Source organism: Hymenobacter glacieicola, assembly GCF_014640315.1.
Taxonomy (GTDB): Bacteria; Bacteroidota; Bacteroidia; order Cytophagales; family Hymenobacteraceae; genus Hymenobacter; species Hymenobacter glacieicola.
On record NZ_BMGS01000006.1, the window covers coordinates 268288 to 295119 of the forward strand.

Annotated in this window: 16 protein-coding genes; all 16 read right to left on the reverse strand. The window is 59.1% G+C overall.

The features are described from left to right. Positions 1-83: 83 nt before the first annotated feature. On the reverse strand, positions 84-1937 hold the full coding sequence (locus tag IEW18_RS13190; RefSeq protein WP_188558328.1) for an NPCBM/NEW2 domain-containing protein: 1854 nt from the start codon (positions 1935-1937) through the stop codon (positions 84-86). Positions 1938-1999: 62 nt separating this feature from the next. Then, complete coding sequence (locus IEW18_RS13195) at positions 2000-3760, reverse strand: family 43 glycosylhydrolase (protein ID WP_188558329.1); 1761 nt, start codon at positions 3758-3760, stop codon at positions 2000-2002. A 142-nt stretch (positions 3761-3902) separates the two neighbouring features. Beyond that, complete coding sequence (locus tag IEW18_RS13200) at positions 3903-5603, reverse strand: sodium:solute symporter family transporter (RefSeq protein WP_188558330.1); 1701 nt, start codon at positions 5601-5603, stop codon at positions 3903-3905. Positions 5604-5834: 231 nt separating this feature from the next. Continuing rightward, the gene (gene araA / locus IEW18_RS13205) at positions 5835-7325 is read right to left on the reverse strand and encodes an L-arabinose isomerase (protein WP_188558331.1); all 1491 of its coding nucleotides are present in this window, start codon (positions 7323-7325) and stop codon (positions 5835-5837) included. 206 nt (positions 7326-7531) lie between these two features. Continuing rightward, the gene (locus IEW18_RS13210; RefSeq protein ID WP_188558332.1) at positions 7532-8233 is read right to left on the reverse strand and encodes an L-ribulose-5-phosphate 4-epimerase; all 702 of its coding nucleotides are present in this window, start codon (positions 8231-8233) and stop codon (positions 7532-7534) included. Then, positions 8230-9963, reverse strand: coding sequence for a ribulokinase (locus tag IEW18_RS13215; RefSeq protein WP_188558333.1), 1734 nt, complete (start codon positions 9961-9963; stop codon positions 8230-8232). Before IEW18_RS13215 ends, IEW18_RS13210 begins: the two co-directional genes overlap by 4 nt. Positions 9964-10085: 122 nt before the next feature. Then, positions 10086-11180: an aldose epimerase family protein gene (locus IEW18_RS13220; RefSeq protein ID WP_229728732.1), complete on the reverse strand. Its 1095-nt coding sequence runs from the start codon at positions 11178-11180 to the stop codon at positions 10086-10088. Positions 11181-11599: 419 nt separating this feature from the next. Continuing rightward, the gene (locus IEW18_RS13225; RefSeq protein WP_188558334.1) at positions 11600-13339 is read right to left on the reverse strand and encodes a family 43 glycosylhydrolase; all 1740 of its coding nucleotides are present in this window, start codon (positions 13337-13339) and stop codon (positions 11600-11602) included. 43 nt (positions 13340-13382) lie between these two features. After that, complete coding sequence (locus IEW18_RS13230) at positions 13383-14459, reverse strand: glycoside hydrolase family 43 protein (RefSeq protein ID WP_188558335.1); 1077 nt, start codon at positions 14457-14459, stop codon at positions 13383-13385. Between the two features lie 105 nt (positions 14460-14564). Beyond that, positions 14565-16142 (reverse strand): RagB/SusD family nutrient uptake outer membrane protein, encoded by a 1578-nt coding sequence (locus IEW18_RS13235; RefSeq protein ID WP_188558336.1) that lies wholly within the window; start codon positions 16140-16142, stop codon positions 14565-14567. 62 nt (positions 16143-16204) lie between these two features. After that, positions 16205-19378, reverse strand: coding sequence for a SusC/RagA family TonB-linked outer membrane protein (locus IEW18_RS13240; RefSeq protein ID WP_188558337.1), 3174 nt, complete (start codon positions 19376-19378; stop codon positions 16205-16207). Between the two features lie 367 nt (positions 19379-19745). After that, positions 19746-20957: an MFS transporter gene (locus IEW18_RS13245; RefSeq protein ID WP_188558338.1), complete on the reverse strand. Its 1212-nt coding sequence runs from the start codon at positions 20955-20957 to the stop codon at positions 19746-19748. A 158-nt stretch (positions 20958-21115) separates the two neighbouring features. Beyond that, positions 21116-22246, reverse strand: coding sequence for a transaldolase (gene tal, locus IEW18_RS13250; RefSeq protein ID WP_188558339.1), 1131 nt, complete (start codon positions 22244-22246; stop codon positions 21116-21118). A 272-nt stretch (positions 22247-22518) separates the two neighbouring features. Further along, a complete protein-coding gene (tkt, locus tag IEW18_RS13255) occupies positions 22519-24570 on the reverse strand; it encodes a transketolase (protein WP_188558340.1) in 2052 nt (683 codons plus the stop codon). Between the two features lie 206 nt (positions 24571-24776). Further along, positions 24777-25793, reverse strand: coding sequence for an arabinan endo-1,5-alpha-L-arabinosidase (locus IEW18_RS13260; protein ID WP_229728733.1), 1017 nt, complete (start codon positions 25791-25793; stop codon positions 24777-24779). Between the two features lie 28 nt (positions 25794-25821). Next, positions 25822-26817 carry a glycoside hydrolase family 43 protein gene (locus IEW18_RS13265; RefSeq protein WP_188558341.1) on the reverse strand — a complete coding sequence of 332 codons (996 nt, stop codon included), beginning with the start codon at positions 26815-26817 and terminating at the stop codon, positions 25822-25824. Positions 26818-26832 lie beyond the last annotated feature (15 nt).

The following is a 26832-nucleotide window of genomic DNA, read 5'->3' on the forward strand; positions in this document are numbered from 1 at the left end:
TGGGATGTAGAGGTAGAAAGCTAGAGCTAGTCGGCTAGTTCCCCTGCTTGGCAAGGAAGGGCAGGGGAACTAGCCGACTAGCTCTATTTCTTAGCGACTGAAATTCGGTACAGCTTCGCCCCGTGGCGGCGCACGTAGGGCGCAAATTCACCCGAAACACCGCGGGTAGTCTTGCCCGTCCACAGGTCCCGTACCGTACACGGACCCATCAGGCCAAGCTGTGTCAGGGCCACCGGGATGCGCACGGAGTCGGCGGGCATGGGGCGGAAGGGGTTTTGGGTAAAGACCAGAAACTGCACCGTGCCGCCGGTATTCTGGGCAGCGCCGGCGTTATCGAGGCCGGCCGTAGCCTGCAAGCGGGTAAAGCCAGCGGGCAGCTCATAGGCAATCATGGAGTTCGAGTGGGTGCCGATGCCCTGCTCGTACTTGCGCCCCGCCACCAGCAAGTCGGCGCCCGACACGCTCTTGTTGGCCGTAACGTTGCCCCAGCCCGCCGAAGCCGATTTCCACGGCATACTGCTCAGAGAAACAGTTTTGCTGCCATTGCTCAGCACCGGGCTAAGCCAATCGGCATGGTCCCAGGCAATGTCGTCGCCCCCGTCGCGCACGTTTAGGTAGAGCGTGCGCGCGCCGGTAATGTCCACGTCCACGGGTTGGCTGTGGCCGGGCGTCTGGCGGGTAATGACGGCGCTGGCCCAGGCGGCTTCGCTGGCCGGAGCCAGCTCCTGGTCCTGGGCATTGAAGAGGGCCAGAAACTTGTCGCCGGTTTTGGGGTCGTCGGCGGTCCAGGCAATCAGGTTGTCCTGGCGAAACAACTGGCGGTTGTTGATGCTGGAGCTGTGCATGGCCAGCACCTCCTTGTTGGTGAGCAAGGACAAGGTGAAAGCGTCGTTGCTAGGCAAGTCGCCACCAAACATAAGCGGGGAACGGAAGATGCTCCACAGGCTCATCAAGGTGTACTGCTCATCAGGGGTGAAGCGCGACATCCGGTCGTCGCCCCGCTCGGCCCGGATGCCGATGCGGCCCAGGGGTAGCATGTCGGCGTCGGGGTAGGCACCGGGCTGAATGTGGGGCGACCAGCGGTTACACACCTCAAAGTGCTCTTTCAGCTGCTCCCAGGAGTCCCAGAAGTCGCCGACGGTGCGCCACATATTAGCGTGGGCGGCTACGTGCTTGGCCTCGGCAATCGGCGTTTCGCCGGGCGAGGTGCTCAGCACGATTTTGCGGCCCGAGCGGTCAATGGCCCGCCGAATCATCTCGACCTCCGGCTTGTGGTAGGGCGAGGACAGGTCATCAACCTTCACAAAATCAACGCCCCAACTGGCGTAAAGCTGAAACAACGAGTTATAGTACTCCTGCGCGCCCGGCTGGCCGGCCACCACTGTGTACATGTCACGTAGCCAGCCAGCTTGGCCTTCCTTGGAATAAATGTCGGCGGCGGTAGCCTTGCTGCCGAGGATGGGCAACTTGCGCTGCACCGCTACCACCGGCACGCCGCGCATAATATGGATGCCGAACTTCAGCCCTTTAGCGTGCAGGTAGTCGGCCAGGGGCTTGAAGCCTTTGCCGCCCGCCGCCGAAGGAAACCGATTTGGGGCGGGCACAAAGCGGCCGTACGCATCGAGGTTCCAGTCGGGGTTCTTCTCATTGTAGCCGTGGGCCGTGTCGTTGCCCACGTACCAGCGAATATCCACTACCACGTACTCCCAGCCGCTGCTTTTCAGGTTCGCGGCCATGTAGTCGGCGTTGGCTTTTACCTCCGCTTCCGTAACCGTGGGGCCGTAGCAGTCCCAGCTGTTCCAGCCCATGGGCGGGGTAGGGGCCCACTGGTGGAAGTCGGTTTTGGCGGCAGCCTTCTGCGCTGCCGCGGGGGTAGCGGCAATTGCGCTGGTTAACAAAAAACCGGCTGTAAGCTGCGTCAGGGTGCGTACTCTCATCAGGGGTTGAGTTTGCCAGCGGGCCCCCAGCTCTTTTCCTGGGAAAGCCGAGGGGCCGCTGTTTATTGCACAACTATTTTCTGAGTATAGGTGCCTTGCCCCCCACTCACGTGCAGTAGGTAGAGCCCGGCCTGTAGGTTGGGCTCCATTACCACCGATGGCTGGCCGGTGCTGGTGCGGGCGTACACCTGACGGCCGTGCACGTCGGCAAGCGTGATGGTAACGTCAGAACCAGCCAACTCCTGCCCGAGCGCCACTGTGAAGCGGCCCCGTTCGGCGGGGTTGGGGTACACGCTGAACGGGGTGGTGTTGGTATTTTGGATTGCCAACACCCGGGCACTGGTGGCCGGGGCAATGGCCCATTTCTGACAGTTGTTGCCGAGGTAGTCATAGAGGGCCAGCTGCACGCCGGCGGTGCTGGAGCAGGCCGGCACTTCCACAGCGCGTCCTCCGTTCACCGACGACAGCACATATTGGCCGGTGCTGGCCCGCTCCATCTTAAAGCGCTGATTGGCAGCCCCACTGTATGGATACAGCTGGAGCTTGGCACCGTTGTTAGGGTCATTGTTCAGAACATCGGCGGCCAAGCCTGCCCCTACGGCCGAGGTGATTTTATACTCCCCGTTGCCGTCGGGCGTGAGGTTCCACTGCTGGCAGGCCAAGCCAGGGGTGCTGGTGCCCTGGGCAATGGCCTGACCCTGCGCGCCGGTGCAGCCCCAGGCATCCCACACCAGCCTGCTGTTTGCGTTGGTAAGAGTATAGCGGCCGGCCGCCAGCCAGTCGCGGGTGATGAAGGGCCAGGCGGCGGCATCCCAGCCCATGTTGCCCACGCTCAGGCGGGCGCGGCCGTTCTGGTTGCTGTCGTAGTAGTGGTGGGTGAGGTAGTTGGCGCCGTTTTCCTGGAACAAGCCCACATGGCCCGGCCCCACGTAGTTGCCCTTGGTGGCAATGAGGGTAGTGCCGCCATTCTTGTTCAGATCCACCCCGTTTTTATCCAGGTAAGGCCCCGTGATGCTGGTGGAGCGGCCGACCTGAATGTAGTAGGTGCTGCTGGAGCCCTGGCAGCAGGCTCCTTTGTTGATGAACAGGTAGTAGTAGCTGCCGTTGCGCACAATGTAGGGCGCCTCGCTGCCGCTGTTGTTGCGCGTTACACCGTCGGCGGCTACGTTGCCAGCCAGCCAGCTGAAGCTGGTGCCCGAGCGTTTGCCGGTCACCCCATCAAGCTTAATCAGGCCAATGCCTTTGAAAAACGAGCCGTAACTCATCCACAACCCGCCGCTGGCGTCGGTCACCACGGCCGGGTCGATGGCGTTGGAGGCGCTGCTACTCGTGGTCGAAATAACCTCGCCCTGGTCTATCCATTGGTAGTTGGGGTTAGCCGGGTCCAGGGTTACGTTGGTGGCCAGCCCGATGGTAGAGGTGTTGGAGCCGAACGTAGAAACCGAGTAGTACAAGTAAAACTTGCCGTTGCGGTACACGCACTCTGGGGCCCAAAAGTCGCCGGTAAAGCCGGGCACTTTGCTTTGAATCCAACTAGGGTAGGAGCTGGCCGCAAACACCGGCCGGGGCCCCGACTGCCAGCTTACCAGGTCAGTAGAGTACATGGCATAGATGCCCGTGCCAGTCGTGAAAATCCAGTACTTATTGCCATCCTTCACAATGGAGGAGGGGTCGTGGCAGTTGTCGTTGCCTTGGAGGGCCGAGGCCCGGAAGCTAAGCCCGGCCGTGAGGGCCAGCAGCAAGGCCAGCACGCGCAGGGCCCGCCAAGTAAGGTGGCGACCAGCCCGCACGCGAGCCAGGAGTAGAGTAGACGTGGTGTTCATGGTAGTGGGATTTGGATTGGAAGAACATAGAGCGAGTTTGCAGAAAGCACAACGGGGGCATGAACACACTATTCACGCCCCCGTTGTGGTGGTACTAGCGGCCCTTAGCAAAAGCCGCGTGGTAAAGGCTACCTAGTAGCCGCTACCAGAACTTGACGTAAAGCGCCGTGAGCATGAGCATGGTAATGACGATGAGCGACATGGTTTGGGTACTCACGCGGAACATGCTGGGGTTGAGTTCAATGGCCCGCGGGTTTACTACCGGGCCGGCCAAACTCACGCCTACCATCAGCACGAAGGTGAAGGCAAACGAAAGGCCCATGCAGATCAGGAAGGGAATTTCGTAGGCCCCGCGCCCGTTCGGGAAGGCCGTATACAGAATGGTTTCCGGGCCCAGCACCGTGGGGGCGTAGTTGTTAAAGAACACCGACAACGCAAAACCGGCCAGAATGCCCACAATGCCAGCCGTAGCCGTGGTACGCTTCCAGAACATGCCCAGCAGGAACACGGCCAGAATACCAGGCGAGATAAAGCCCGTGTACTTCTGAATAAACTGGAAACCACCCTCGCCGCCAATGCCCAGCAAATCCTGCCAGGTCATGGCCACGCTCAGCACCACGGCCGCCAGAATGGTCAGGCGGCCTACCCACACTTGCTTTTTCTCCGTAGCGTCCTTGTTCAGGTAGCGCTTGTAGATGTCGAGGGTGAAAATGGTGGAAATGGAGTTGACCTTGCCGGCCAAGGAGGCCACAATGGCCGCGGTGAGGGCCGCCATACTCAAGCCTTTCAGGCCGTTGGGCAGGAAGGTAAGGATGGCCGAGTAAGCGTTGTCGGAGTTAAAGGAGCCGGTAGAAGACATTTCGGCCTGCAAACCGCCGTTCTGGTAGAGCACGTAGGCGGCAATGCCGGGCAGCATCACAATCACGGGCATCATCAGCTTCAGAATCCCGGCAAACAGAATGCCGGTGCGGGCCGTGTGCAGGTCGGCGCCCAGGGCGCGCTGCGTAATGTACTGGTTGCAGCCCCAGTAGTTCAGGTTCACAATCCACTGGCCCGCGAAGTACATGGCAATGCCGGGCAGGGCCAGGTACTTGTCAATTTCCACCTGCGGGGTAGCCTGAGTCGGCTTGTCGAAGATCATGCGGAAGTGGTCGGGGGCCCGGTCCATCAGGGCCGTGAAGCCGGAAATGGCTCCGCCGCCCAGGTTAAACTGGTTGCTGACCAGCGTCAGGGCAATGTAGGTGGTCACCAGGCCGCCTACCACCAGCACCACCACCTGAATCACGTCGGTGTAGCCCACTACCTTCATGCCCCCAATGGAGATGAGCAGCGAGAACAAGGCCAGCAGCACAATGATGACATGAAAACTGTCGCCCCCGATCAGGTTGCTCAAGGCCAGGGCCCCGAGGTAGAGAATGGAAGTCAGGTTAACGAGCACGTAGAGAAAAAGCCAGAAGATGCTCATAATCAGGCTCAGGGTGGAGTTGTAGCGCTGCTCCAGAAACTGCGGCATCGTGAAGATCTTGTTCTTCAGATAGACCGGCATAAAAAACACGGCCACAATAATGAGCACCACGGCAGCCACCCACTCATAGGCCGCCACCGCTACCCCTACTTTAAAGCCCGAGCCCGACATGCCGATGAACTGCTCGGCCGAAATGTTGGAGGCAATCATGGAGGCCCCAATGGCCCACCAGGTTAGGGAGCCTTCGGCCAGGAAGTAGTCTTTGGTGCTTTGCTCGGCTTTCTGCTTGCTTTTGTAGATGTAGAACCCGTAGGCCGAAACCCCAATCAGGTACACAAAGAAGACGAGCAGGTCAAGCGTAGTAAGGTTATTACGCATGGAGAAAGGGGTGGGAATGCAGAACAGGTACTAAGCCCGTACGTGCTTGTGTAATGGTGGGAAGGGGCATGGTTCAGCTCCTGCGCTCCGTAGCGCGTCATTCCGAGCGCAGCCGAGGAATCTCGCGTGCTGATGTTGGAAGAGTAAGCAGATTACCCTTGCACGCGAGATTTCTCAGCTGCGCTCGGAATGACATTCATTTACTACTTGGTAGCATGACGAGCTACGTGGTTACCGCTGGCTGAAGGCCACGTCATTGTAGCGCAACTCGTTTTTGAAGGTGCGCAGCTTGGTTTCCTCGTCGATGATGACGTACTCAATGCCGGCCATTTCGGCGAAGTCTTCGAGGTACTCGGCCGTGAGGTTCTGGCTGTAGCCGGTGTGGTGGGCACCGCCGGCGTAAATCCAAGCGGCTGCGCCTACACTCAGGCTGGGCTTTACTTTCCAGAGTACACGGGCCACGGGCAGCTTGGGCAAGTCCTGCTCCGGCGCCACGGCTTCCACCTCGTTTACTACCAACCGGAAACGGTGGCCCAAATCCACGATGGTCGCATTCAGGGCCGGGCCGGCGGGGCAGTTGAACACCAGACGGGCCGGATCGGCCTTGCCGCCAATGCCCAGCGGATGCACCTCTACTTTGGCTTTGCCTTCGGCAATAGTGGGGCAAATTTCCAGCATGTGGGAGCCGAGCACCTGCTCGTTGCCGGGCTGGAAGTGGTAGGTATAGTCTTCCATAAAGGAGTTGCCCCCGGGCAGGCCGGCGCCCATCACCTTCATGGCCCGCACCAGGGCCGAGGTTTTCCAGTCGCCTTCGCCGCCGAAGCCGTAGCCCTCGGCCATCAGGCGCTGGGTAGCAATGCCGGGCAGCTGGGCCATGCCGTGCAAATCCTCGAAGGTGTCGGTGAAGCCGATGGCCTTGGTGTCCTGCAGGAACTGGCGCATGCCCACTTCAATCCGGGCCGCTTCGCGCAGACTCTCGCGCTGCTCGCCGCCTTCGCGCAGGCTTTCCCCCAACTCGTATTCCTGCTCGTAGGTAGCCAGCAACTGGTTTACCTGCTCGTCGGTGACCTGGTTGATAACCGCTACCAGGTCGCCGATGCCGTAGGTGTTCACCGAGTAGCCAAACTTCAGCTCGGCCTCTACCTTGTCGCCCTCAGTTACGGCCACGTAGCGCATGTTGTCGCCGAAGCGCACGATGCGGGCGCCCTGCCAGTCGGCCCAGGCGCAGGCCGCGCGGGCCCAGATGCTCAGGCGCTCGTGCACGTCCGGGCTCTGCCAGTGGCCGACTACCACTTTGCGCTTCAGCTTTAAGCGAGCCCCGATGAAACCAAACTCCCGGTCGCCGTGCGCCGATTGGTTGGTGTTCATGAAGTCCATGTCAATGTCCTGCCAGGGAATGTCGCGGTTGAACTGGGTGTGCAGGTGGGCCAGGGGCTTCTGCAGAATCTTCAGGCCGTTGATCCACATTTTGGCTGGCGAGAAGGTGTGCATCCAGGCAATCAGGCCCACGCAGTTCTGGGTGGTGTTGGCCTCCTGCACCAGCTGAAAAATCTCATCGGGGCCCGTCAGCACCGGCTTGTACACGATTTTGATGGGCAGGGCGGTGCCCAGGGCTTCGGCAATCTGCTGGGAGTGCCGGGCTACCTGCTCCAGGGTTTCGGGGCCGTAGAGGTGCTGGCTGCCGGTGATAAACCAGGCTTCGTAGTGAGAGATGTCAATCATATACTTGAGGTGGAGATGTCAGAGGGAATTGTCATGCAGAGGCAAAGCCGAAGCAGCTCGCGTGCTGACGTTGTGATACTATTTACTAGTGTCATGCTGAGCGCAGTCGAAGCATCTCTCCCGCTTCGTTAGGTAGTATGAATTAGCCAGCGGGAGAGATGCTTCGACAAGCTCAGCATGACGCATTCTTATGGTAAGCAGTGTCCTTACGACTGCCCGTAGTAGGAATGCGCGCCGTGCTTGCGCTCGTAGTGCTTGGTAATCAAGGAGTCCTTGAGGCGGGGCACGTCGGGGCGGAGGGTGCAGCTGAGGTAGGCCATGCGGGCCACTTCTTCCAGCACGGCGCTGTGGTAGACGGCTTTCTCCACCGTTTTGCCCCAGGTGAAGGGGGCGTGGTTGCTCAGCAGCACCATTTCCACCTCTTCGGGCGAGAGGCCGCGGCGCTGAAACTCGTTGATGATCTGCCAGCCGGTCTGGTGTTCGTAGTCGCCGGCAATCATCTGGTCGTTCATGGGCGGGGCGCAGGGAATGTCGGCCGTAAGATGGTCGGCGTGGGTAGTGCCCAGAATGGGGATGTCGAGTTGGGCCTGGGCCCAGGCCGTGGCGTAGGTAGAGTGCGTGTGCACAATGCCCCCGATATGCTCCCAGTGGCTGTAGAGCACCGCGTGGGTTTTGGTATCGGAAGAAGGGCGCTTGGTGCCTTCCACAATCTCGTTGGCAAAGCTCACGATGACGATGTCTTCGGGCCGGAGCGTGGCGTAGGGCACGCCGCTGGGCTTGATGGCAAACACGCGGTTTTCACGGTCGACTACGCTGGCATTGCCAAAGGTGAAGAGCACCAGCCCGAGCTGGGGCAGCTGCATGTTGGCCTCGTAGCAGGCCTGCTTTAGGTCTTGATACTGGCTCATGCCTGATTGACTAGTTCTGTTTCGGCAACCTCGCCGGCCTGCAGCTGGGTAGCTTGCTCTATGTATTGCCCGAAGGCCTGGTACTGCTCGTAGCGGCGCTGGTAGTCGGCCACGCGGGCGGGGTTGGGCGTGTAGGTTTCGGCAAACCCGTTGCCCATGGCTTTCTGGGCTGTTACCACATCGGGGTGGATGCCGGCCGCTACGGCCGCGTACATGGCCGAGCCCAGGGCGGGGGCCTGGTCCGATTCGGCTACCTTAATCGGGCGGTTGAGTACGTCGGCCAGGGTCTGCATCATAAAGCCCGACTTCTTGGCCACGCCGCCCAGGCCAATCACCTGCTTAATCGGAATGCCTTCCTGCTCGAAGCGCTCCACGATTTGCTTGGAGCCGTAGCAGATGGACTCGACCAGGGCCCGGAAAATCTGGGGGGCCGAGGTGCCCATCGTAAGGTTCATGAGGGCGCCTTTCAGGGCCTGGTTGGCGTCGGGCGTGCGGCGGCCGTTCACCCAGTCCAGGGCCAGCACCTGAGATTCATCGGGGTTGACGGCCGCGGCGGCTTTGTTCAGTTCGGCCATCATCTTGTCGCTCAACTCCTCGCGCAGGGCTTCCTGCTGCTCCGGGGTTAAAGCTGAGGATTGGGGTAGGAGCGCGCGCAACGGCCACTCAATCACCTGGCGGAACCAGGCCAACAGGTCGCCTACCGCCGATTGCCCGGCCTCCAGCCCCAGCATGCCCGGAATCACGGAGCCATCGACCTGCCCGCAGATGCCGGGTACCAGCTTGCTACCTACTTCCTCCATGGGAGCCACCACAATGTCGCAGGTGGAAGTGCCCATTACTTTCACCATGGAGTACGCCTCGATTTCACCCGCCACGGCGCCGGCGTGAGCGTCAAATGAACCTACCGCTACCACCGTGTTGGTGGTCAGGCCTAGGCGCTGGGCCCACTCTTCTGATAAGTTACCGGCTACTTCGTCGGCGGTGTAGGTTTGCTCGAACAGTCGCTCGCGCAGGCCGCCCAATTTGGGCTCCAGCAGGGTTAGGAAGTCTTCAGAGGGTAGGCCGCCCCAGCTCTCGTGCCACATGGCTTTGTGGCCGGCAGCGCAGCGGCTGCGCTTAAAGGTTTTCAACTCCCCGCCGGTCAGCAGCAGCGTCAGCCAGTCGCAATGCTCCATCCAGGAGTAGGCGGCTTGGGCCACGGCCTCGTCTTCGCGCACGACGTGGGCAATTTTGGCCCAAAACCACTCCGAAGAGTAGATGCCGCCCTCATACTGCGTGTAGTCTTCGCCGCCCCAGGTGCGGGCTTTCTGGTTGATTTCGGCGGCTTCGGGTAGGGCCGTGTGGTCTTTCCAGAGCACGAACATGGCATTCGGGTTTTCCTCGAAGCCGGGCTTGAGCGCCAGAGCCACGCCGTGCTCATCCACCGGACCCGGCGTGGAGCCGGTGGTGTCAATGGCTAGGCCGACAATCTGCTCGGCGGGTACGTGCTTTGCTACTTGGCGCACAGTGGCTTCCAGGCCCTCAATGTGGTCGAGGGGGTGCTGGCGGAACTGGTTTTTGGTGGCATTGCAGTAGCGCTGCTCCTTCCAGCGGGCGTACAGATGCACGGCCTGGGCAATTTCCTGGCCCGTATGGGCATTTACCAGCACGGCCCGCACGGAATCGGAGCCGTAGTCGATGCCGATAACATAGGCTTCCGACTGGGAAGATGCTGAATGGGTGGTTTCCACGGGAAAGTGAGTTAGTGATGCAGTGTATTACTGATGCAGTGAACTGGTGGTGTAGCAACTCAGTGGGTTTCGTACTGACACTACAGTGTCAAACTCACTAAATCACCACTTCACTGAGTCACCTATTGTCGCACGCCAAAGGTGTAGATGGTCGTTGACTGCAGAGTCTGGCCCGGCTTTAAGAGGGTAGTCGGGAACTTGGGCTGGTTGGGCGAGTCGGGGAAATGCTGGGTTTCCATGCAGAAGCCCGCGTGCTTGCCGTAGACAGTGCCGCCTTTGCCCTTCAGGGTCCCATCGAGGAAGTTACCCGTGTAAAACTGCAGGCCGGGCTCGGTGGTTTGCACCGTCATGGTGCGGCCCGAAGTTGGCTCGTACACCGCAGCGGCCGTATGCAGGCCGCTGGTCTGGCTCAGGGCCCAGTTGTGGTCGTAGCCGCCGGGCACCTGCCCGATTCTCTCCCCAATGGTGTGGGGGGTAGTAAAGTCGAAGGGCGTGCCTTTGACGGGGCGCAGCTCACCGGTCGGGATAAGGCCGGCGTCCACCACGTTGTAGCGGTCGGCGGCAATAGTCACCTCGTGGCCCAGGATGTCCTTGGTCTGGCCCAGGCCCAGGTTGAAGTAGGCGTGGTTGGTGAGGTTAACGGGCGTGGCCTTGTCGGTGGTAGCCGAGTAGTCAATCTTCAGGGCGTCGTCGGAGGTGAGGGTGTAGACGACCTTCACGGTGAGGTTGCCGGGGTAGCCTTCCTCGCCGTCCTTGCTCAGATACGTCAGCGTCAGCGTCTGGCCGTCGGCCGAGGAACCAGGCTGGGCCTGCCACACTACTTTGTCAAAACCCTTTTTTCCTCCGTGCAAGGTGTTTTCGCCGTTGTTTTTGGCCAGGGTGTACTCTTTGCCATCGAGGGTGAACTTGCCCTTGGCTATGCGGTTGCCGTAGCGCCCGATGAGCGCCCCGAAGTACGGCCCCGACTTAAGAAACTCCGGACTCTGATAGCCGCTCACGTTGTCGAAGCCCAGCACCACGTCACCGAGCTTACCGGCCTTGTCGGGCACTAGCAGACTGGTAATTGTGCCCCCGTAATTGGTGATGTTCACCTTTAGACCGTGGGCGTTCGTGAGCGAGTAGAGCTGCACCTCAGTACCATCCGAGGTTTTGCCGAATGAGGCGGAGGTAGGCGCTGATGCCGTTCCGGTCGTGGCAGTTTGGGTAGAATCAGTCATGGTTGGGGAGGTACCGGCGGCCGAGGTTTCACTTGGGGCTGACTGATTGCAGCTAGCCATGAGCAGGAGCCCAGCCATACTGGTAGTTAATGTACCGACGCGGTTACGTTTTGTCATGAGCGGAGGAAGTGGGAATTTCTACGAGGTCAAGTAAGTAGGTAGGAGGAATACGGTGTCCGTCAGTTTTGATCAACACAAAAACAATGGATTGTGTAAGTGATTTTGCTAATTAACTGTATGTAAATCAAGATGTTGTATTGAAATACGTTTGTTGTATATCGTTTTTGTTGCCAGAAAATGAGCGAATATGTGTGTAAAGTAGAAAAACCTTTTGGTTCTACACAATCGTTTGTGTTTGTAAAAGAAAAAAAGCCGGTGAAGAAGTCGGTAATACGGCCTCTCCACCGGCTAAACTCAGTTTATAGAACGGTTATCTTTTGTGTTAAAGAGCCGCTGGAGCGGCGTACATGCACCAGATAAACCCCTGGCTGCAGGCCTGCGGCAACCGGCAGGGTAGTCAGCTGCTTACCAAAGGTATGCTGATACAGGACCGCTCCCAGCAGGTTGCGGATCTCCACCTGGGTAACCTCCCGAGCCGACTGGCTGCCTAGTTCAATGGTGAAGCCCTGCTGCCCCGCCGGAACCGGATATACGCTGATGCCCTGGAGCTGCGCGCCCTTTGTTGCCAGGGGCGTATTGGTGGGCGTAAGCGACCAGCGTTGGCAACTACAGCCATTGTAGTCCCACAGCCCCAGCTGCTGCCCGGCGGCAGTTGAGGCGTTGGGCACTTCCACTACCCGGTTGCCATTAGCCGACGCCAGAACTAAAGTCCCATCATTGGCGCGGTCGATGCGAAAGCGCTGGCAGGGTAAGCCGTTGTAGGCAAACAACTGCAGCTTAGACCCCGCATCTGGGGAACAACCTGAAACGTCGGCGGCTAACCCGCCCAAAGCGTTGGTGATTTTATATTCACCGTTGCCTAAGGCGGTGAAGTCCCAGCGCTGACAGTCCAAGCCAGCCGCGGTACCCTGGGCAATCATCTGCCCCGAAACGCCCGTGCAGCCCCAGGCATCCCAAATCAGGTTGCTGTTCTGGTTTTTGATTTCGTACCGGCCTGCCGTCACCCAGTCTCGGCTTACTACGGGCCATCCGGCCGTGCTCCACGTGAGTTTAGCTAACCCCAACTTAGGGTCGCCCCGGTCCTCGTTGTCATAATAGTGGTGCGAGAAGTAGTTCACGCCCCCTTCTTGGAAGATGCCTGCGTGGCCAGGCCCCGTGTAGCGCCCCCCGCTGTTGAGTACCATCGTGCCTCCGCCGTTGTTTAGGTCAGTGCCCGCCTGATCAAGGAAGGGACCCGTAGGCGAACTAGAGCGACCTACCAGGATGTGATAGGTGCTGCTGCTGCCTTGGCAGCAGTTGCCGCGGTTAATGAAGAGGTAGTAATACGCGTCGTGCTTAGTTAGGAAGGCCGCTTCCACTACGCTGCCCGCGTTGTTTGCTACGGCTACTTGTGGGGTATTAGTGCCATTGAGAAATTTGCCCGTGCTGGCATTGAGTTGGACCACGCGCAGCCCCCCGAAAAAGGAGCCGTAGGTAAACCATACGTCATTATTGGTGTCGCGGAAAACGGCCGGATCAATGGCGTTAACGGCGCTGCTGGCCGTGGTAGATACTACCTCGCCCTGATCTTCCCACTTATAGTTAGGGCTGGCGGGGTCAAGCGTGACGTTGGTAGCCAAGCCAATGGCTGATACCTTGGAGCCGAAGGAGGAACAAGAATAGTACAAGTAGTACTTGCCATTCATGAAAATGCACTCCGGGGCCCAGAAGTTGCCCGTAAAGCCAGGTACCTTGGTATTGATCCAGCTGGGGTAGGCATTGTTAACAAATACCGCGCGCGGCCCTGGCGTCCAGTTCACCAGATCGGTGGAGTACATGCTGTAAATGCCCTGACCAGTGGCAAATATCCAGTACTTGTTGCCCTCCTTTACGATAGTAGACGGGTCATGCACGCCGGTAAAACCCTGCAGAGCATAAGCCGGCCGGCCAAGACCGAGCAGGAGTAGCGTTAGGCCTACCAGCACCGGCAGACGACGGTAGACGCTCCGTAATGTATGCCGCAGGCTACCACGCTGGGACAAGAGAAGAAGTAGGTTCATAGTGGTGGGAAGTAAGAAGAACAGAATGGATAACTGCCAGCCGTTATTCGCCGCTGGGGCGGGGCAGAAGGGTGTTGATGGCCACGGGCACGCCAAAGTTGGGAGTGCCGTCGGGGTTCCAGGTAAACCTCTGCATGCGCGGGTTACGCTTTTCCACGCAGCCTTCGTTGGGGTTGGAGTTGGCGTGGTACAGAATCCAGTCTTCCGTGCCGTCCTTCGACTGAAAAAAGGAGTTGTGGCCCGTGGCGTAGGCCCGGCCGGCAGGATTTTGGGAGAATACCGGCCGCGCCGATTTGGTCCAGGAGGTAGGCAGCGTCGGGTCGGCTGTGGCACTGGTTGTGAGCAGGCCCAGCGCGTACTGGTCGGTGCCGCAAAAGCTAGCCGAGTACACCAAGAAGGTGTTGGTGCCGTGCTTCAGAATTTCCGGTCCTTCGTTTACTCCGAAGCCATTGGCTTCCCAGTTAAACTCGGGGTGAGAAAGCTCCACTCGCGGCCCCGTCAGCGTCCACGGATTGCTCATCAGAGAAATATAGAGTCGCTGTACGGCGTCCGTACCGTTGTGCCCCGACCAGATAAAATAGCGCTTGTTGTTTTGCTCCAGTACCGTGCCGTCAATGGCCCAGAAATCGGCGCCCGGGCTTGCAATCTGGCCTTTGTCTACCCACGTGCCAGTGGTTGGGTCAGCGGCCGAATTTTCCAGTACCCAGGTTCGCTGCCGGCCCAGGTCCGTGCCAGCCGGCCCCGCTGAATAGTAGATGTACCACTTGCCATCCAGGAAGTATAACTCCGGCGCCCACAAGTTGCCCGAAGCTGGCCCCGCGGGCGGAGGCGTCCAAGCCACCACACTGGAAGTTGAGCCTAACTCCGACATGTTGGCCGTTTTCCAAATGCGCAGGTTCGTGTTAGTGGTGTGCAGGTAGTAATACATCCCATCTTTATAATACACCCACGGGTCGGGGCCCGAGGGCAGGAGCGGGTTAGAGAAGGAGGTGCCAAGACCTGGCGTAACTACCGGCGGCGAGGTTGTGGTGTTTGCTTCCTTCTCACAGCTCAGTAGGCCTAGTATCACCAGCAGGACTGGCAATCGGTGACGCAGCAATACGCCAAAAGATAGATTCATTGTAGTATCAGCAGAGCGTAAGCAGGTAGGGTTACTAGAAGTAAACAGCCGCTCCAAGCAGGGCCCAGAGCGGCTGTTTAAGTGTATTTAGTTACTGATAGTGGCTTAATAGCCAGGGTTTTGCTTCAGGTTTGGGTCGATGGCAAGATCCCGGCGCGGAATGGGCAGCAGCTTGGATACGCCTAACCGGAAGTTTGTGAAGTCAGCGTCGCGGGACCGTAGCTCACTAATACCAGCGGCATCATCCATTAGACCATAGCGCAGGATATCAAACCAGCGGGTGCCTTCCCCAGCCAGCTCCTTAGCGCGTTCCAGACGGATGAGCTGGCGCAGCTGGGTTTGGGAAGCATTCGTTAAAGGAGCCAGGTTTACGCGGGCACGCACTTGGTTGATCAGGGGTAGCGCAGCGCCGGTTTGTCCAAGTTCGGTAAGCGCTTCGGCCTGCATAAGTAGCACGTCGGCGTAGCGAATAACCCGGAAGTTGTACCCCGAAGAGAAGTTCTCCAGCGGGTCATCCGGGCGGGCAGGGTTGTAGGATACCTCCCGGTCGCTGAGGTACTTGCGCCAGTAAAGTTGGTCAGTCCGCCAGGAAAACTTGCGAATCTGAGTGGCCTCGGCGAAAGTCACTCCATAAAACCGGTCTGGGTTGCCCGCGTGAATGATGTTCATGTCGCGGCGGGGGTCAATCAGGTGACGGGTCCGGCTGCCGGGGGCAAAGGTAGTGGTGGAGTCCGTGTAGGCATCCAGAAGCCACCGACGAGGCTGTACGTCGGCGAAGGTGGCGCCGGGAGGGCCAAAGAAGTTAGGCCGGTCGTGAGTTTCCGAGGAGGAAGCATTGTCCTGTCCTTGCCCTACCTCAAGCCGCGTATTATTTTCGTTGGTGAACTGCACCTCGAATACCGACTCGCGGTTGTTCTCGTTGCTTTGCGTGAAGTTATCCACGTAGTTGGGTACCAGCGAGTATTGCCCGGAGCTTATAATCTGGGCGAATATACCGGAGGCCTCTGTCCACTTGCGCTGCTGCATGTACACCTTGGCCAGCAGGGCCTGAGCCGAGCCCTTCGTAGCGCGGCCTTTATCCGAATCGGGGTAAGAAAACGGCAGGTCCGGGATGATGGCTTGGAGCTCGGAAATCAGGAAAGCTTCCGTCTGGGCTTGCGTAGCCTGGGGCGCCCGGGTTGCCAGGGTTGGCTCCACGGTAATCAGGGGTACATTGCCAAAGAAATAGGCCAAATCAAAATAAGACAGGGCCCGGACAAACCGGGCTTCGGCCACTAGGCGCTTTTTGAGCGTCTCCTCCATCTGAATGTCGGGCACGTGGGTAATTACCTGGTTGGTCCGGTAAATAGTCCGGTAGTAATCATTCCACGCAAACGAGGAGATGAAGAAATCCACGTCGGGTTGGATGAAGCGGGTAAAGTCGGCCAGGGCTACGAACGGGCTTTGGCTGTACGATTCATCGGAGCGGTGAGCCATGAAGTGCCAGCTGCGGTAGTAGCAGGCAAACTGCTGCAGTCCGGAGTAGCAGGCAAATACCCCTTTTATGGCATCCGTTTCAGTTTTCCAGAACTGATCGGTGGTGGGGGCGTTAGGATTGGACTGATCCAGTAGGTCCTTCTCGCAAGCCGTAGTCATGAACAGGCTACCCGCGAGTAAAAGGGCGGCTATTTTATTGGTTTTCATTTAGAGCTAGAAAAAGCGGTGGGAAGTGGGATACGGGTAAGCACCCGGCGCGCCGGGAGGCGTTAGAAGTTGACCTGCAGGCCGCCCGTGAAGCTGCGCACGTTGGGGTAGGCACTGAAGTCAACTCCGCGGCTAAAGAAGCCGGTACCAGTAACTTCCGGGTCGTAGCCCGTATAGTCTGTGATGGTGAATACGTTACGACCCGTTACGTACACCCGTATGCTACCCAGGCTGGGCACTTTGCTGGTTAGCGTTTTGGGGAAGGTGTAACCCAGCTGAATGTTGCGCAGCCGGATGTAGGAGCCGTCTTCCAGCCAGCGCGTGGTGTTGGCCAAGGAGTTAGAGGAGGCCGCCCGACCTAAGTTGCCCAGGCCCCCACCTTGCAGCAAGCGAGGGGTAGTAGAGGAAGGGTTTTCCGGCGTCCAGGGCTCTACGTCAGCGTTGTAGTTGTTGGGGCCAGCGTAGCTTTCCAGGTCCCGGCGGGCAGAGTTGTAAATTTTGTTGCCGCTCGATGAGTTAAAGAAAACGGACAGATCAAAGCCTTTGAAGCCGGCCGTTAGGTTTAGTCCCATCAGTAGGTTAGGAATAGACCTGCCGGAATACACTGCGTCGCTGTTGGTAATATTTCCGTCGCCGTTGGTGTCTTTGTAGCGCACATCCCCGGGTGAGGCATAGGGCTGAATAATCGTGCCGGCGGCATTCTTATGGTTGTTTACTTCTTCCTGCGACTGGAAGATGCCGTCAAACGGAATCAGGAAAAACTCCCCCAGAGAAGTACCTACTGCCGAACGCGTGAACAGCTCCCCGCCTTCAAATACCTGACCTTCCACGGGCACCGCCGTTAGCTTGTTTTTTACAGTGGTTAGGGTAAAGTCAGCGCCGTAAGTGAAGGCTTTCCGGTTTTCGTGGTAGCCTAGGGCTACTTCCAGCCCCCGGTTCTCAATGTCACCGGCGTTCTGATAGAGCGCCTGACCGAAGTGGCCTAGGTAAGTCAGCACTTGCACTGGAGCCAGCGCGTTGCGGGTTTGCGAAACGTAGTAATCCGTGGCAAGCGTCAAGCGGTCATCCAGCACACTCAGGTCCAAACCAATGTTTTTCGTGTACCGGTCTTCCCAACGAATGTCGGGGCTGGGTAGGGCCAGCTGCGAGGCACCATTTACAATGGTTTGGCTGGTACCGATAACGTAGTTCACGTTCTGGCCAACGATGGGGTAGGGTAAGTAGCTGCCACCATACAGGCCATTTAGGGCGTCGTTGCCATTGGATCCATAGCTGGCCCGCAGTTTCAGGTTATTGATGGCGGGAACGGCATTCTTGAAGAAGCCCTCCTCGCTGATGCGCCAGCCCACAGAAGCGGCCCCGAAATTACCCCAGCGGTTTTGTGGAGTAAAGCGCGAGGAACCATCCCGGCGCCCACTTACCGACAAGAGGTAGCGGTTCTTAAAATCGTAGGTGGCCTGCGCAAAAAAGGAGCGTTTGGTGTATTTAAATGAGCTACCCCCTATAACGCCTTTCTCCTGGCCCGAGCCTAGCTCGAAATAGTACTGAGGCGAGCTAGTAAAGCCCTGCGCCCCCGCCTGCACGTTATGCTGACGGTAGCTTTGCTCGGAGTAGCCAGCCACCGCATTAATGCTGTGGTCGCCAAACTGCTTGGTGAAATTCAAGCTGTTTTCGCCCAGCAAAAACAAGTCGTAACCCAAAAATTCGTTGAGGCTGGAGGTAGCAATGGGTGTGTTTTGCCGCAAAATACCTTCCTGCTGAGCATCGGCATTGCTGTAGGTGTGCCCATCCATAGCCACATTCAGCCGGTAGCTCAGAAAGTCAAAGAAGGAAAAATCGGTGCTGATGTTGCCAGCCAGGCGGTTATCGGATTGGGTGCGGCGCAGGAGCTGCTGGGCCCCAATGGGGTTGGTAGCGAAGGTGTTAAGGGCGGGCGAACCAGTGCCAAAGCCGCCCGTGTTGGCGGCATCGTACACCGGAATATTCGGAATCATCGTCAGAATGTCGATGAAGGGCGCGCCATTTAGCAACGTGGCGTCCAAGTGGGTAAGCTGGACGTTCTCCTGGAACTTCAATCGGCCCCGAGTCAACCCCGAGTTCAGACGGAGGCTGTATCGCTTGAAATCCGGACCTTTGGCAATGCCTTCCTGATGGAAGAACTCGCCCGAAACCAGGAAGTTAGTAGCTGTTTTCTCGCCGGCGCTACCCCCTGACAGCGACAGGTTGTAATCTTCAATGATACCTGTCTGAAAAAACTCATTTTGCCAGTCCGTGTCAACATTCGGGTTGAAGGCTCCACCCGGACCTTTTACTGCCCCAGGCAGGCTATTCTGCCCGTTAAAGAGCGGGTCAAGCCCCGCGTTCCGGTAAGCAATAACCGCACGGTCGGCCCATTCACTGGCATTAGTCAGGTTGTAGCGCTTGTACACCTGGTCCACGCCCCGGTACCCATTAAAGCTGATGGCAGGAGCGCCGGCCCGGCCCTTCTTGGTGGTAATTTGAATAACTCCGTTGGCCCCACGCGAACCGTATACGGCTGTGGAGGAAGCATCTTTCAAGATGTTCAGGCTTTCGATGTCATTGGGGTTCAAATCCCGGATGTTATCTGTCCACAAGCCGTCAATCACGTAAAGCGGGCCGCTGCTGGCATTACCTAGCGTGCCAATACCGCGGATATTCACGATAGGAGCATCACCCGGGCCACCGGAACCTGTTACTTGTACGCCAGGTAAACGTCCCTGCAATGCTTGTGTGGTCGTGGCAACGGGGGCTTTATTGGCTTCTTTGACGTCAAGACTGCTGACGGCACTGGTTACGTTCTGGCGATTCTCTGTTAGGTAGCCCACTACCACTACCTCGGAGAGGCTGCGGCTGTCGGGAGCGAGGGCCACATTTACCGAGGTGCGGCCGCTGACGGGCACTTCCTGGGCAGTGTAGCCTACAAAGGAAAACTGCAGCGTGCCATTGTCGGGGGCCGTTAGCGTGAAGCGGCCGTCGGCATCGGTTTGGGTGCCGACAGTGGAGCCTTTTACAATAACGTTCACGCCCGGTAGGCCGCTTCCCTTCTCATCCACAACGCGGCCTGAGACGGTAATATCAGCGCGGGAAGCTGCTAGCTGATGAGTAGGAGAATCACTGGTAATGCCAACGCCGTGGGCTAAGGCAGGCTGCAAGGGTAGGCAGCAGAGCAGGGCTGGGATGGTGGCCCGACGCATCTTGGGTATAGGCTTTTTCATGTAAGAGGGTGTGGGAATTATGGAAAGACTAACACAATCGTTTGTGTTTATTTTACTTCACAAACGATTGTGTACTGGGTCACAAAAAAAGGCTCGATGAGAAATACGGACCTGGGAGGGCTGGGAGGAATATTTGGGTAAGAAACCGCTCTTCCGCAGCAGTGATAACTTGCGTGAGTAAGATTAGCGAAATCGTAACAAATAACCAATAAATTATTACAGGTCTTTTTTAGCACACACTGCTATTATTAAAAATGTAGCGTGACTACCTATATAATCTAGAGTAAGAGATGCTATGCGTTTAAGAAAAACATACCCTGCGGAAATGCCCTCTACTATAAACAGGTATCCGGCTATCACTATAGAGTTACTCGAGAAATACGTTCGCGGAAGCCGGTGGGAGCTGCCCTTGAGGCCGGGTCGCAACTTTAGAGGAAATAGGCTGTAATTCTGCCCGAACTGCCAGTAACCCAATAGCAGCGCCCAGCCCAGCTACGAGGGCAAACGACACACGCAAGTTCAGAGCTTCCGCTACTAGTCCAATTAGGGGCGGCCCCAGCAGAAACCCCAGGTAACCAATGGAGGACACTGTAGCCAAAGCCACGCCCGGCGACACCGTCGTAGATTGACCAGCGGCGCTGTACGCCAGCGGCGTAACGGAGGCAATGCCGAAACCCACCAACAGAAACCCTACCCCGGCGGGCACTACTGATGGCCAAATCACCGCCAGCAGCAACCCAAGCGTAATCAGGGCGCTGCTGAGTTGCAGCATGCGGCTGGTTCCAAAGCGGTGGGTGAAGTAATCGGAGATGAAGCGGCCCAGGGCCATGGTACTCATGCAGGCCACGTATCCAGCCGTAACCAGGGAGGCATCTGGCCGCACTACCTTCTGAAAGTACACTCCGCTCCAGTCAAACATGCAACCCTCGCAGAGCATTCCACAAAAGGCAATCAGGCCAATGCGTACCAGGTAGGGCTCTGGGCGGCGTAGGCTAGGTCCGCCTGCATCAGGGCGGGTATCCAGGGGCAGGGTACGCTGGTGGGCCAGCAAGGTGAGCAGCAGCCCACCACCCGTAATGAGCAGAAAGTGCTGGAGCGGGGTGTAGCGCCAGTGAAGTAGGAGGGTGCCCACAGCCCCACCCAGAAAGCCGGCCAGACTCCACAGCCCGTGGAAGGAAGCCATGATGGGTTTGCCGTACGCCGCCTGTACGCCAATGGCTTGGGTGTTCACGGAAATGTTGAGCAGATTGCCCGCAAAGCCAAAAAGCACCAGGCTACCCGCCAAACTCCAGAAGCCCCCGGCCCAGCCTAACAAAGGCAAAAAGCCAGCGTACAGGCAGGTAGCCGTCAGCACTATCAGCCGGCTGCCGTACGTATGGACCAGCCAGCCCGCTACCGGCAGCGCCAGCATGGAGCCCACGGGCAAAGCCAGCAGCAATTGGCCCAGTTCGCCTTCACTAAGCTTGAGCTGCAGCCCGATGTCGGGAATGCGGGAAGCCCAGGAGGCGAAACACAGGCCGGCCACAAAGAATAGGGCGCTAACTGCTACCCGGTGCTGGACGGGAGTACGCTCCGCCATAGAAAAACATGGTAAGAAAAAGCGGAGAGGGCCCCAGGCCTTCCCCGCTTCACGGTAACACTAGCAGTATTCACCAGCCGAAAAATGGCGCCGGGGCACTTACTTCAACAAGACCAGCAGGAGCTGAGGCTACCCCGGTTGCGCGGGTGGAAAGCCAGCTATGCCGGGGTGCTGGCCAGAGCTTCCTGGCGCTTCTGCTCCAGCACGCGCATGAGTTTGCCGAAGGGCTCGGTGAACTTCTGGGCGCCTTCCTGCTCCAATTGGTTGCTCAGGGCTTCCAGGTCGAGGCCCAGCTCCGGCAGCCGGTCGAGTACGGCAATTTCCTGCTTGTCGGCCAGGCGGTTGGCCGGCTGGCCCTTGGCCCGGTAGTAGTCCAGGGTTTCCACCGGGATGGTGTTCACCGTGTTCGGGCCGATGAGGGCTTCCACGTACTTCAAGTCGTCGTAGTTGGGGTTCTTGTTGCCGGTGCTGGCCCACAGCAAGCGCTGGGGTTGGGCGCCCTGTGCCCGCAGCGCTTCCCAGCGCGGACCGGCAAATAGTTCCTGGAACACCTCGTAGGCCCGCTTGGCGCTGGCAATGGCTACCTGCCCTACCAGGCTCTGGGCCAACGCTCCTTTTTCGCCGCCTTCCGCCGCCATTTTTTCCAGCTGGGGGTCAATCAGCACGTCAATCCGGCTCAGAAAGAAGCTGGCCACCGAGTCAATCCGGCGGATGGGCTTCCCGGCCGCCACCCGGTCTTCGAGGCCCGCCAGGAAGGCTTCGGCCACCAGACGGTAGCGCTCCACGCTGAAAATCAGGGTGACGTTGACGTTGACGCCCGCGGCAATCAGCTGCCGAATAGCCGGTAAGCCCGCCGGGGTAGCAGGCACTTTAATCATCACGTTGGGGCGGTTTACCTTTTGCCAGAAATGCAGGCCTTCGGCTACCGTACCCTCGGTATCGTTCACCAACTCCGGCGATACTTCCAGGCTAACGTACCCATCGCCGCCGTTTTCGGGGTGGTCGTAGAGGGGGCGCAGCAGGTCACAGGCCTGTTGCACATCGGCCACGGCCAGCTCGGCGTAAATCTGGTCGGCCGAGAGGCCCCGCTGGGCCAGTTGGCGGATGTCGTCGGCGTAGTCGTCGGAGCCGGCAATGGCTTTCTCGAAAATGGCGGGGTTAGAGGTCACGCCCCGCAGCCCATCTTCGGTAATCAGGCGCTGTAACTCTCCATTATGCAGGATGTTACGGCGAATATAGTCCAGCCAGATGCTCTGGCCGAAATTGTGAATGGCAACGAGTGGGTTCATATGGGAAAGAGGAGGAGATGAAGGTGATGGGGTGATGGGGTGATGAGGTAATGGAGTAGATGGGCTAATGAACGTCATGCAGAGGCGGAGCCGAAGCATCTCGCGGGCTGACGTTGTGGTGCTATTGTCATGCTGAGTTGAAGCGAAGCATCGCTACCGCTGGCTAAGCAAAGAAGCCTCAACGAAAACTGCTCACTAACCTGAACCGGGCAACAAAGCGGTAGCGATGCTTCGACAAGCTCAGCATGACGTTCTTTTGAATTCAACAAGTATTACGACAGCACTTCCTTCTTCTCGATTTCGGCGGGCTGGCCCTGCAGCACCTGGTGGGCCTGCTTCACCACATTCTCGACTGAGAAACCGAACAGCTCCAAAACCGCCTCCCCGGGGCCCGATTCGCCGAAGCGGTTCATGGCAATGACGGTTCCCTCGTCGGTCACGTACTTGTGCCAGCCCATCGGTGAGCCGGCCTCAATGGCCACGCGCTTGCGCACCGCGGGCGGTAGCACCTGCTGCTGATAGGCCTTGTCCTGCTTCTCAAACAGCTCCCACGACGGCATGCTTACTACGCGGGTGGCTACGCCTTGTTGCTGTAGCGCTTCCTGGGCCTGCAGTGCCAGCGACACTTCCGAGCCAGTAGCCAGTAGCAGCAGCTGGGGCTGACTGCCTTCGGCTTCGCGCAGGATGTAGGCGCCACGGGCCACGCCCTCCCGGGCCGAGCCGAACTGGCTTTGGTCGAGCACCGGCAGCTTCTGGCGCGAGAGAATAAGTACCACCGGCGACTTAGGGGTAGTCAGGGCCACGCGCCAGGATTCCACGGTTTCGTTGGCGTCGGCGGGGCGCAGCACCACAATGTTCGGGATGGTGCGCAGGGCCGCTACCTGTTCCACTGGCTGGTGAGTAGGCCCGTCCTCGCCCAACCCGATGCTGTCGTGGGTGAACACAAACGTGGCGGCCGACTCGGCCAGGGCCGTAAGCCGAATAGCCCCGCGCATGTAGTCGGAGAAGGTGAGGAAGGTGCCGCCGTAAGCGCGCACGCCGCCGTGGTGGGCCATGCCGTTCATCGCCCCGCCCATGGCGTGCTCGCGCACCCCAAACCAGATGTTGTTGTGCTCATAAGAGCCAGGCTGAAAGCTCACAGCCCCGCTGGTGGGCATTTCGTTGGAACTGGCCAAGTCGGCGGAGCCCCCAAACAGGAAGGGCACCGACTGCTTCAGGGCGTTCAGGGCCTTGCCCGAGGCCTGCCGGGTCGCCAGAGCCCCATCGGCGGCGGTGAAAACGGGCAGCGAGGCATCCCAGCCCGCGGGCAGCTCGCCCGCAAACGAAGTTCGGAACAGTTCCCACGCTGTTGGGTACTCCTGCCGGAACGCCTCTGTTTTCTGCTGCCATTCTGCCTGCAGCTGCGCGCCGCGCTGCCCGGCCTCGGCCAGGTGCGTGCGTACTTCTTCGGGCACGATAAAAGTGGCTTCGGGGTCGAAGCCGAAAAATTCTTTGGCTTTTTTCAGGTTGTCGGGGCCCAGCGGCGAGCCGTGCACTTTGCTGGTGCCTTCCTGGGGGCTGCCGTAGCCGATGATGGTTTTCACCGAGATAAGGGAGGGGCGCTCCGTTTCCTGCTGGGCCGCCCGGATAGCGGCCTCAATGGCGTCCAGGTCGTTACCGTCCGCTACACGCTGGGTGTGCCAGCCGTAGGCTGCGAAGCGGGCCAGGGCGTCCTCGGTGTAGGAAAGGTTGGTGGGGCCGTCCAGGCAGATGTCGTTGTCGTCGTAGAGGTAGATGAGCTTGCCCAGCTTCAGGTGGCCTGCCAGCGAGGCTGCCTCGGCCGCAATGCCTTCCATCAGGTCTCCGTCCGAGACGATGGCGTACGTGTAATGGTCCATTAGAGGGTAGCCCGGCTGGTTATAGACGGCCGCCAGATGGGCTTCGGCCATGGCCATGCCCACCCCGTTGGCAAATCCCTGCCCCAGGGGCCCGGTCGTGACTTCTACCCCCGGCGTGATGTTGGACTCCGGGTGGCCCGGCGTGCGGGAGTGCAGCTGCCGGAAGGCCTTCAAATCGTCCAGCGACAAATCGTAGCCATAGAGGTGCAGCAGGCTGTAGAGCAGGGCCGAGCCGTGCCCCGCCGACAACACAAACCGGTCACGGTTCGGCCAGGTAGGGTCCTGGGGGTTGAAGCGCAGAAAGCGGGAAAACAGTACGTAGGCCATGGGCGCGGCCCCGAGTGGTAGGCCCGGATGGCCGGAGTTGGCGGCCTGCACCATATCGACGGACAGCAGCCGGATGGTGTTCACGCTTAGTTCAGCGGGGGAAGTAGCAGAGTGGGTCACAGAAAGTCAGAAAAAGGTAGGATAAATGCCAAGCTACGGCTTCGCGGGGCCTTGGGCCAGGCTTACCCGTAGCGGAGCATGAGAAAAAGGACCGGAATCGATACCGAAATCGGTGCCGGTAGCTGGCGGCCTCAGATGTACGTTGAAAAGTAAATTTTCGTAGCAATGTACACAAACGATTGTGCATCCATGCAACGGTTTTGCCCTTAAGGCTGAACTACCGGCCAGCCCGCCGCATCCCAGCTGAGCTTTTCCAGCCGAAGCTTGGAGTGGCCCTTGTCGGCGGCGTCGTAGCCGTGAAAAACCAGGTAATCCGTCTTGTCGAAGGTGTACACGGAGTTGTGGCCCAGGCCAAACCAGTCCTTGTCGCCGGCCAGTACCTGGGTGCCGCCGCCCTGCTCCAGAGGCGTGCCGGCTTTGTCTACGTAAGGTCCTGTAACGGACTTAGCGCGGCCCACCATAATCTTGTACGTGCTTTGGGGGCCGCGGCAGCAGTAATCGAAGGAGGTGAAGAGGTAGTAGTAGCCGTTCCGGCGGAAAATAAACGGAGCTTCAATGGCGCCGTCGCCGGGCAATGAATCGTTGAGCTGGGGGCTGCGGGGGCGTTTGGCAAGGGTGCGCCACTGCTCAGGCTGGGCCGGGGCCGTGAGGTCGGGGCGGAGCTTGACCAGCTTGATACCCTCCCAGAAAGAGCCAAATGACAGCCAGGGCGCGCCCGCCTCGTCGCGGATCAGGTGGGGGTCAATGGCGTTCCACATGTCGCGCCCCGGCACCGACTGCACCACCCGGCCCTGGTCGACCCACTGGTAGTCTTTGGAATTGGGGTCCAGGGTTTTATTCGTGGCCAGCCCGATGCAGGATGTGTTTTTGCCAAAGGCCGAAACCGAGTAAAACAACGAATACATGCCGTTATGAAAGGAAATATCGGGCGCCCAGATGTGGTTGTTTTTAAAGCCCGGCACGGCCTGGGTGGCCCAGGCCGGCGCCTGGGCGAAAACGGGTTTCTCCCGGGTCCAGGTTTTCCGGTCCTTCGACGACCATACCGCAATGCCGGGCCCCGTGCAGAACATGTAGTACGTGCCATTCTGCTGCGCCATTACCGGGTCGTGGGCCGGAATAAGCGCCGGGGCAGTCTGGCTCCGAGCGTCCACCTGAGTCAGCAGCAGAACCAGGGGTAGCAGGCACTTGCGGAAGGCTGAGTACATAAACGATTGTGTGGACATAAGCGGAGCTAAGTGGCAAACCGAAAATTTACTTGGCGGGCTTCACGCCTTCCGTGGTCATGACTACCCGCTTCATGGTGCCATCCTTGTTGTAGTACAGGTAATCCACGCAGACGGAGCGGCGGAAGGAGCCCCCGTCGGTGGGGATGGCGCCGTTGTGGTAGATGAAGTAGGACTGGCCCTTGAAGTCGATGATGGCCTGGTGGTTGGTGTTGGAGTTGCCGGCTACCTCGTTGAGCAAGCCCTTGAACTCCCAGGGGCCTTCCGGGCTGCGGCTCATGGCGTACGCAATTTTTTCCGGGAACTGGTAAGCGTAGCTTAGGTAGTACCAGCCGCCGCGCTTGTGTACCCAGGGCGCCTCCGTGAAGTTAGGCAGGGTAGTCACCTTGTTGATGGGCCCGTCCAGCTCCGTCATGTTGGCTTTTAGCTTGGCCCAGTAGCAGTTGGTATTGCCCCAGTAGAGGTAGGCCTGGCCTTTGTCGTCCACAAACACGGTGGGGTCGATGTCGTCCCACATGATGGGGCTCTCGGTCAGGTTGTTGGTAATCAGGGCCGAGCCCCGGGCGTCCTTAAAGGGGCCCGTCGGACTATCGGCTACGGCTACTCCAAGGGCTTTGCCCGGCACCGAGCCGTGCTCCACGGCCGCGTACCAGTAAAACTTGCCACCCCGCTCAATTACCTGGGAGGCCCAGGCATCATCCTTGGCCCAGGCAAAGGCCTTGACGTTCAGGGGCGAGGCATGCTCTTTCCAGTGCACCATGTCCTGGGAAGAGTAGCACAGCCACTCGTGCATCACGTAACCGTCGCGGCGGGGCGGGGCCTCGTCGTGGCCGGTATAGAGGTAGACGGTGCCCTTGTGCACCAGGGCGGCTGGGTCGGCGGTGTACTTGTCTTTGATAACCGGGTTGCCGGCCACGGGCACCGGGGCCGCCTGCCCCAGCGCCGCAGTGGGCGCCAGGGTAGGGGCTGCGAGCAGCAGGCTGGCCAGCAGGGGTAAAGCGGCGGGACGCAGAGTGTTTTTCATAGGGTGAGGGGCCAC

Bases quoted from the DNA above. Each gene is read 5' to 3' on its own strand.
- IEW18_RS13190 (WP_188558328.1), bottom strand. From the start codon at position 1,937: ATGAGAGTACGCACCCTGACGCAGCTTACAGCCGGTTTTTTGTTAACC.
- IEW18_RS13195 (WP_188558329.1), bottom strand. From the start codon at position 3,760: ATGAACACCACGTCTACTCTACTCCTGGCTCGCGTGCGGGCTGGTCGC.
- IEW18_RS13200 (WP_188558330.1), bottom strand. From the start codon at position 5,603: ATGCGTAATAACCTTACTACGCTTGACCTGCTCGTCTTCTTTGTGTAC.
- araA (WP_188558331.1), bottom strand. From the start codon at position 7,325: ATGATTGACATCTCTCACTACGAAGCCTGGTTTATCACCGGCAGCCAG.
- IEW18_RS13210 (WP_188558332.1), bottom strand. From the start codon at position 8,233: ATGAGCCAGTATCAAGACCTAAAGCAGGCCTGCTACGAGGCCAACATG.
- IEW18_RS13220 (WP_229728732.1), bottom strand. From the start codon at position 11,180: ATGACTGATTCTACCCAAACTGCCACGACCGGAACGGCATCAGCGCCT.
- IEW18_RS13225 (WP_188558334.1), bottom strand. From the start codon at position 13,339: ATGAACCTACTTCTTCTCTTGTCCCAGCGTGGTAGCCTGCGGCATACA.
- IEW18_RS13230 (WP_188558335.1), bottom strand. From the start codon at position 14,459: ATGAATCTATCTTTTGGCGTATTGCTGCGTCACCGATTGCCAGTCCTG.
- IEW18_RS13235 (WP_188558336.1), bottom strand. From the start codon at position 16,142: ATGAAAACCAATAAAATAGCCGCCCTTTTACTCGCGGGTAGCCTGTTC.
- IEW18_RS13240 (WP_188558337.1), bottom strand. From the start codon at position 19,378: ATGAAAAAGCCTATACCCAAGATGCGTCGGGCCACCATCCCAGCCCTG.
- IEW18_RS13245 (WP_188558338.1), bottom strand. From the start codon at position 20,957: ATGGCGGAGCGTACTCCCGTCCAGCACCGGGTAGCAGTTAGCGCCCTA.
- tal (WP_188558339.1), bottom strand. From the start codon at position 22,246: ATGAACCCACTCGTTGCCATTCACAATTTCGGCCAGAGCATCTGGCTG.
- IEW18_RS13260 (WP_229728733.1), bottom strand. From the start codon at position 25,793: ATGTCCACACAATCGTTTATGTACTCAGCCTTCCGCAAGTGCCTGCTA.
- IEW18_RS13265 (WP_188558341.1), bottom strand. From the start codon at position 26,817: ATGAAAAACACTCTGCGTCCCGCCGCTTTACCCCTGCTGGCCAGCCTG.